The sequence below is a fragment of the Streptomyces sp. NPDC001970 genome, from assembly GCF_053594115.1.
On the sequence record NZ_JBSFDW010000091.1, the window covers coordinates 1 to 5,894 of the forward strand.

Annotated in this window: 5 protein-coding genes; 4 read left to right on the plus strand and 1 reads right to left on the minus strand. The window is 67.8% G+C overall.

What is annotated here, in order from left to right; all coding sequences use genetic code 11:
- Positions 1-1,099 (minus strand): alpha-amylase family glycosyl hydrolase (locus tag ACWCP0_RS41780; protein ID WP_451083929.1); only part of this gene is annotated, 1,099 nt, incomplete at its 3' end.
- 335 nt (positions 1,100-1,434) lie between these two features.
- On the opposite strand from ACWCP0_RS41780, the gene ACWCP0_RS41785 reads away from it, so the two are divergent.
- The 4 genes from ACWCP0_RS41785 to ACWCP0_RS41800 all read left to right on the plus strand — a co-directional run.
- A complete protein-coding gene (locus ACWCP0_RS41785) occupies positions 1,435-2,709 on the plus strand; it encodes an extracellular solute-binding protein (RefSeq protein ID WP_451083930.1) in 1,275 nt (424 codons plus the stop codon).
- Between the two features lie 98 nt (positions 2,710-2,807).
- A complete protein-coding gene (locus ACWCP0_RS41790) occupies positions 2,808-3,809 on the plus strand; it encodes a carbohydrate ABC transporter permease (protein WP_451083931.1) in 1,002 nt (333 codons plus the stop codon).
- A 22-nt stretch (positions 3,810-3,831) separates the two neighbouring features.
- The gene (locus tag ACWCP0_RS41795) at positions 3,832-4,743 is read left to right on the plus strand and encodes a sugar ABC transporter permease (RefSeq protein ID WP_451083932.1); all 912 of its coding nucleotides are present in this window, start codon (positions 3,832-3,834) and stop codon (positions 4,741-4,743) included.
- Between the two features lie 49 nt (positions 4,744-4,792).
- Positions 4,793-5,894, plus strand: a 1,102-nt coding sequence (locus ACWCP0_RS41800; RefSeq protein WP_451083933.1) for an alpha-amylase family glycosyl hydrolase, incomplete at its 3' end; no start/stop codon positions are given.

The following is a 5,894-nucleotide window of genomic DNA, read 5'->3' on the forward strand; positions in this document are numbered from 1 at the left end:
CGGGCCCGTCGCCGTACCGCGTCGTGTGGCGTACGACGTCATGGTTGGACAGCACCCAGGTCGTGGGCGCCCCCACCGACGCCGTTGCCACCAGGGACGCGTCGATGACCTCCCGCATCCGCGCCGGGTCCCAGGGGCAACGCAGGAACTGGAAGTTGAACGCCTGGTGCATCTCGTCCGGGCGCACGTAGAGAGCGAGCCGCTCCGGCGTCGGTGCCCAGGCCTCGGCGACCCCGACGCGTTCGCCGTCGTACGAGTCCAGCAGCCGGCGCCAGCCGCGGTGGATCGCGTGCACCCCGTCCTGGTCGAAGAACGGCAGCACCTGCGCGCCGATCATCTTCGCCTGCTCGCGCAGCCCGATGTCGGGCAGGCCGTCCGCCTTGACCATGCCGTGCGCCACGTCGATGCGGAAGCCGTCGACGCCGAGGTCGAGCCAGAAGCGCAGGACGGAGGTGAGCTCCTCCTGCACGGCGGGCTGGTCCCAGTTGAGATCGGGCTGCTCGGGCGCGAAGAGGTGGAGGTACCACTCTCCCCCAGCCTCCGGCTGGGAGGTGCCCCCATTGCCGTCCGGCACCTCGACGCGGGTCCAGGCGGGCCCGCCGAAGACGGACTCCCAGTCGTTGGGCGGCAGTTCACCGTGCGCGCCCTTGCCGGGCCGGAAGTGGTAGTACGCCCGCTCGGGGCCCCCGGCGAGCGCTGCGCGGAACCAGGCGTGCTGGTCGGACGTGTGGTTCGGGACGATGTCGACGATCACCCGCAGGCCCAGGCGGTGGGCCTCGCGGACGAGGTCGTCGGCGTCGGACAACCGGCCGAAGAGGGGGTCGACGGCCCGGTAGTCCGAGACGTCGTAGCCGCCGTCGGCCTGCGGGGACGCATAGAAGGGGGTCACCCAGACCGCGTCCACGCCGAGCGAGGCGAGATAGGGGAGCCGCTCGCGGATGCCGCGCAGATCGCCGATGCCGTCGCCGTCGCTGTCGGCGAAGGAGCGGACGTACACCTGGTAGATGACGGCGTCACGCCACCAGCCCCGCTCCGGTCCCGTCCGGTCCGACTGCCGATCGAGCTGCGGCGCGGTGGTCGTGCTGAGCTCCTGCGTCATGGACGGTCCCCTTCGTCTGCCTGATTCGGGATGTTTCGGATCTACCGGTTCAACGCCGACCTATGTCGAAGGTAACAGCGCCGCAATCTCTTGCGGAAGCAGTTGCGCAGACCTGTCGCGGCGCCCGTGCGGGGCGTCTGGGCCCGTCAGAGGGGTCCGGAGCGTACGAGTCCGTGGTTGACAAGGTTCATGTCGGCAACCGTGAGGACACGCGGATGTAACGATCCCCGCCCTTTGCAGAAATCTCTCGCAAGGTCTTTCGGTCCTCTTTCAACCTTGTTACGTTCCTCGACGAATCGGCGCCGTGATGGAGCGGCCCCATCGAAGGAGTTCACATGCGACGTGGCATAGCGGCCACCGCGCTGACCGCCGCTCTGGCGCTTGCGGTAACGGCATGCGGTGGCGACAGCGACAACGGCTCGAAGGGTGACGGCGGCCCCGTCACCATCACCTGGTGGGACACCTCGAACGCCACGAACGAGTCGCCGAACTACAAGGCCCTGATCTCCGAGTTCGAGCAGGCCAACAAGGACATCAAGGTCGAGTACGTCAACGTCCCCTTCGAGCAGGCCCAGAACAAGTTCCAGACCGCGGCCGGCAGCAAGGGAGCGCCCGACGTCATCCGCGCCGATGTCGGCTGGACCGCCAACTGGGCGAAGTCGCAGTTCCTCGCGCCGCTCGACGGCACCGACGCGCTGAAGAACTCCGAGGACATCACCCCGGCCCTGCTCAAGCAGGCGCAGTACGAGGGCAAGACCTACGGTGCGCCGATCGTCACCGACTCGCTCGCGCTGATGTGGAACAAGGACCTCCTGAAGAAGGCCGGCTTCGACAAGGCGCCCACCACCTGGGACGAGCTGAAGACGGTTTCCAAGGCGGTGGCGGACAAGACGGACGCTGACGGCTTCTGGATGAACAAGGCCGGCTACTACCAGATGCCGTTCCTGTACGGCGAGGGCGTCGACCTGATCGACTCCGAGGGCAAGAAGATCACCGTCAACTCGGACAAGGCCGTCAAGGCCATCGAGACCAGCAAGAGCCTGCTGACCGCCCCGGGTGTCGCCAAGCTCGACGTCTCCGCCGACGCGTACGCTCACATGCAGGACGCCTTCACGTCCGCCAAGGTCGCGATGATCGTCCAGGGCCCGTGGGAGCTCACCAACATCTACCAGGGCCCCGCCTTCAAGGACGCGGCGAACCTGGGCATCTCCTCCGTCCCGGCCGGCCCCTCCGGCAAGGGCGCCCCGATCGGCGGCCACAACCTCTCGGTCTACGCCGGCTCCGACGCCGCCCACCAGAAGGCCGCGCAGAAGTTCGTCGGCTTCATGACCTCCGGCGAGAGCCAGGCGAAGATCGCGCTGAAGAACAGCACTCTGCCGACCCGCACCTCCGCCTACACCGCCGAGGTCAAGGCGCTGCCCGGCTTCGGTGACATGCAGAAGGTGCTGGCCGAGGCCGGTAAGGCGCGCGGCTCGGACCCGAGCTACAGCTCCCTGTACACCGACTTCGAGACCAACGTCACCAAGATCCTCCAGGGCAAGGTCGACGTGAAGAAGGGTCTGGACGACACCGCCACGTCCTACAAGAAGCTGCTGCCGGACTACTCCTGATCCTCACGGCCGGCCCGCCCCGCCTGACCGGGGCGGGCTGGCCGTGCAGCCGTACTCCCCACCGACCACCGCAGAGGATTGCCGAGAAGGTGCCGAAGATGACCGTCGCCGTCAAGGGTGCTACCCGAAAGGGCGGGCGTGGCGACGCCCCGCGTCCCGGGCTCTTCGCCCGTATGAAGCTCTCCTACGAGAAGCACTGGTATGCATGGGCCATGGTGACGCCGGTCGTCATCGTCCTCGGCGTCCTGGTGCTCTATCCGCTGATCCGCGGCATCTATCTGTCGATGACCGACGCCAACAGCCTCAACGTGGGCCGGACCATCGGCGTCAACAAGATCCCGGACTCCTTCTCGTTCGTCGGCGCGGAGAACTACACGGAGATCCTCTCGGGCTCCGACGGACAGTTCTGGCCGCACTTCACCTGGACGATCGTGTGGACGGTCGTCTGCGTCGCGTTCCACTACGGCATCGGCCTTGGTCTTGCGATGCTGCTCAACCGCAAGCTGCGCGGCCGTACCCTCTACCGGCTCGTGCTGATCCTGCCGTGGGCCGTGCCCACCTTCGTCACCGTCTTCTCGTGGCGGCTGATCCTCGCCGACGAGGGCGGCATCCTGAACACCGCGCTCGGCTGGCTGGACCTGCCGCAGCCCGGCTGGCTCAGCGACGTCTTCTGGCAGCGCACCTCCGCGATCATGGTCAACGTCTGGGTCGGCGTGCCCTTCATGATGGTCTCGCTGCTCGGCGGACTGCAGTCGATCAACACGGACCTGTACGAGGCCGCCGAGATGGACGGCACCACTCCGTGGCAGCGCTTCCGTCACGTCACGCTGCCCGGTCTGCGCTCGGTCAGCTCCACCGTGATCCTGCTCGGCGTCATCTGGACGTTCAACCAGTTCGTGGTGATCTTCCTGCTGTTCGGCGCCACCGGCGCACCCGAGGCCCAGATCCTCGTCACCTGGGCCTACCGGCTCGGCTTCGGTCAGGACCCGCGCGACTACGCGGGATCGGCCGCCTATGGCGTGATCATCCTGTCGATGCTCGTCGTCTTCGCCTCCTTCTACCGGCGCTGGCTCGCCCGCAACGAGCAGACCGCCGCCTGACGCCGGAAAGGACACCACCGACATGAGCCTCACGACCGAACGCCCCACGGCGGCCACTGTGGCGAAGAACGCAGCACCCGGCGGCCGCGGCCGCACCCGGCGCCGCGGACAGCGCAGCTTCGGCGCCTCCCTCGCCATCCACGCCACCCTGCTGGTGGCGAGCTTCATCGCCTTCTTCCCGGTCGCCTGGATCGCCTGGATCTCGCTCGGCCCGGACAAGACCGACTTCCTCCACCCGGACCAGATCGCGTCCAAGATCAGCTTTGAGAACTACTCGGCGGTGCTGAACGACACCGAGTTCCTCCAGTGGTTCGTCAACTCGCTGATCGTGGCCCTCGGCACCTGTCTGCTGGGCGTGTTCATCGCCGCCAGCGCCGGTTACGCCATCTCCCGGATGCGCTTCCCCGGCCACCGTCAGCTGATGTGGACCTTCCTGGTCACCCAGATGTTCCCGGTCGCCATCCTGATGGTCCCGCTCTACAAGATCGTCGCCGACCTCGGACTGCTGGACACCTACGGGGCGCTCATCCTCGTCTACTGCACGACCGCCGTTCCGTACTGTGCGTGGCTGCTCAAGGGCTACTTCGACACCATCCCGCACGAGATCGACGAGGCGGGCCGGGTCGACGGACTCACCCCGTTCGGCACCTTCTACCGGCTGATCCTGCCGCTCGCCCGCCCGGGTCTCGCGGTGGCCGCCTTCTACACCTTCCTCACCGCTTGGGGCGAGGTCGCCTATGCGTCGGTGTTCATGCTCAGCGAGGGCAAGTACACCTTGTCCATCGGCCTCACCACCTTCGTCAGCCAGTACGACACCCAGTGGGACCTGATGGCCGCGACCGCGGTGCTCATCGCCCTCCCCGCGTCGCTCGTCTTCTACCTCGTCCAGCGCCACCTGGTCACCGGCCTCACCGCCGGCGCTGCGAAGTCCTGACGCGCACCCCCGACCTGTTTCCCGTCCGCCTCTCCTACTCAGGGAAGACATGACCCAGCACCTCGCTGCCCCCACTCACACCCTCGACAGCACCCGGCCGGGCTGGTGGCGCGACGCGGTGATCTACCAGGTCTACCCGCGCAGCTTCGCCGACGGGAACGGCGACGGCATGGGTGACCTCGACGGGGTGCGCAGCCGGCTGCCGTACCTGAAGAACCTCGGTGTCGACGCCGTCTGGCTCAGCCCTTTCTACGCGTCCCCGCAGGCCGACGCCGGTTACGACGTCGCCGACTACCGGGCCATCGACCCGATGTTCGGTACCCTCCACGACGCCGACGCGCTGATCCGCGACGCCCATGAGCTGGGCCTGCGCATCATCGTGGATCTGGTCCCCAACCACTCGTCCGACCAGCACGAGTGGTTCAAGCGCGCCCTCGCCGAGGGTCCCGGCTCCGCGCTGCGCGAGCGCTACCACTTCCGCCCCGGCAAGGGCGCGGACGGTGAACTTCCGCCCAACGACTGGGAGTCCATCTTCGGCGGCCCCGCCTGGACGCGTACCGAGAACCCCGACGGCGCCCCGGGCGACTGGTATCTGCACCTTTTCGCGCCCGAGCAGCCCGACTTCAACTGGGACCACCCGGCCGTCGCCGACGAGTTCCGCTCGATCCTGCGCTTCTGGCTGGACATGGGCGTCGACGGCTTCCGCGTCGATGTCGCCCACGGCCTGGTCAAGGCCGACGGGCTGCCCGACCTGGGTGGCCAGGACCAGCTCAAGCTGCTCGGGAACAACGTCATGCCGTTCTTCGACCAGGACGGCGTACACGAGATCTACCGCTCCTGGCGCAAGATCCTCGACGAGTACCCGGGGGACCGGATCGCGGTCGCCGAGGCCTGGACTCCGACCGTGGAGCGCACGGCCAACTACGTACGCCCCGACGAGCTCCACCAGGCCTTCAACTTCCAGTACCTGGGCACCGGCTGGGATGCAGCCGAGCTGCGCTCGGTCATCGACGGCTCGCTCGCCGCGATGCGCCCCGTCGGCGCCCCCAGCACCTGGGTGCTGTCCAACCACGACGTCACCCGGCACGCCACCCGCTTCGCCAACCCGCCCGGTCTCGGCACCCAGATCCGTGACGCCGGCGACCGAGAGC

Coding starts and splice junctions, on each gene's coding strand:
- ACWCP0_RS41785 (WP_451083930.1), top strand. CDS start 1,435: ATGCGACGTGGCATAGCGGCCACCGCGCTGACCGCCGCTCTGGCGCTT.
- ACWCP0_RS41790 (WP_451083931.1), top strand. CDS start 2,808: ATGACCGTCGCCGTCAAGGGTGCTACCCGAAAGGGCGGGCGTGGCGAC.
- ACWCP0_RS41795 (WP_451083932.1), top strand. CDS start 3,832: ATGAGCCTCACGACCGAACGCCCCACGGCGGCCACTGTGGCGAAGAAC.